1 protein-coding gene is annotated in these 984 nt (G+C 61.7%); it reads right to left on the bottom strand.

Annotation, left to right across the window (positions count from 1 at the left end; all coding sequences use genetic code 11):
• On the bottom strand, window positions 1-984 hold a 984-nt coding region (locus tag NW858_RS05645; RefSeq protein ID WP_414520084.1), incomplete at both ends, for a DNA methyltransferase.

The following is a 984-nucleotide window of genomic DNA, read 5'->3' as shown; positions in this document are numbered from 1 at the left end:
AAGGGATCGCGCGCTTTTTCCGGCCAGTCGGCAGGAAACGCAAAGGGCACCTCCCATTCCACCAGTTCGTTGATCTTGACCACCTGGCCGGCGGGCATGGTGAAGATTGCCGTGTCGGGCGCGGCGAAGTCCACGAAGTGGCCAGACCGGCCGCCCTGGGTAACCTTAAATTGGACAGGATGACCCTTCAATGCCGCGTTGAGCTCAGCCAGGGCTTTTTCCACTGCCGGATGCAGGCGGGCATAGATGCCGTCAATCTCCGGGTTGTTGGCGATCGATTTGAGTGTTACATGCGGCACGGTCTTGTACTTGAAGCCGCTGCCCACACCCTCTTCGGGACGCGCCAGCTCGTAGTAGTCGAAGACGGCGGTCATCAGCCGCTGGCGGGCGAGCGTGATCGCGACGCGCGAGGTATCGCAGGTGATCCAGCGCCGGCCCCACTGCTCGGCAACGTAGGCGGTGGTGCACGAGCCGCAGGTGGGGTCAAACACCAGGTCGCCCGGGTCGGTGGTCATCAGGATGCAGCGCTCGATGACTTTGGTGTTGGTCTGGACGGCGTATACCTTCGGGTCGCCGTAGCCGGCAATGCCGGTATCCGTCCAGATATTGGTTAACGGCCGGGTCGGAATCTCGTCCAGAAAGCGGACATAGCTGAGCGTATTCCCTACAGCAAACAGGCGCTCCGCCTGCCGCAGCCGCTCCAGGCCGTCATGGCCAGTCTTCCAGTGACTATTCTGACCACAGTGGAAAGTTCGTCCCTCAAAGGGATACGAAAATGTGGTGGCACCTGCCTCCTGCGACGTCATATCGCCCGCCTTGAACACCCGGACGCCCTCTGGGAGCAGGGTGGGTGATTCGAGCTCTGAGCTGGTGAGGCGGCGGCGGGTGCCGTCCGGAAGCTGCACATGATGGTACCCTCTGGTGTCCTCTTCTCCCAGCTCCTTCTCCAGAAAGAGCTGACGGTACTTCAGCCGGGCTTTGTCC

It is taken from the genome of Synechococcus sp. H55.10 (assembly GCF_047502715.1).
GTDB lineage: Bacteria > Cyanobacteriota > Cyanobacteriia > Thermostichales > Thermostichaceae > Thermostichus.
Note: the sequence above shows the minus strand (reverse complement) of the source record. Positions and strands in the feature narration are given on the sequence as shown.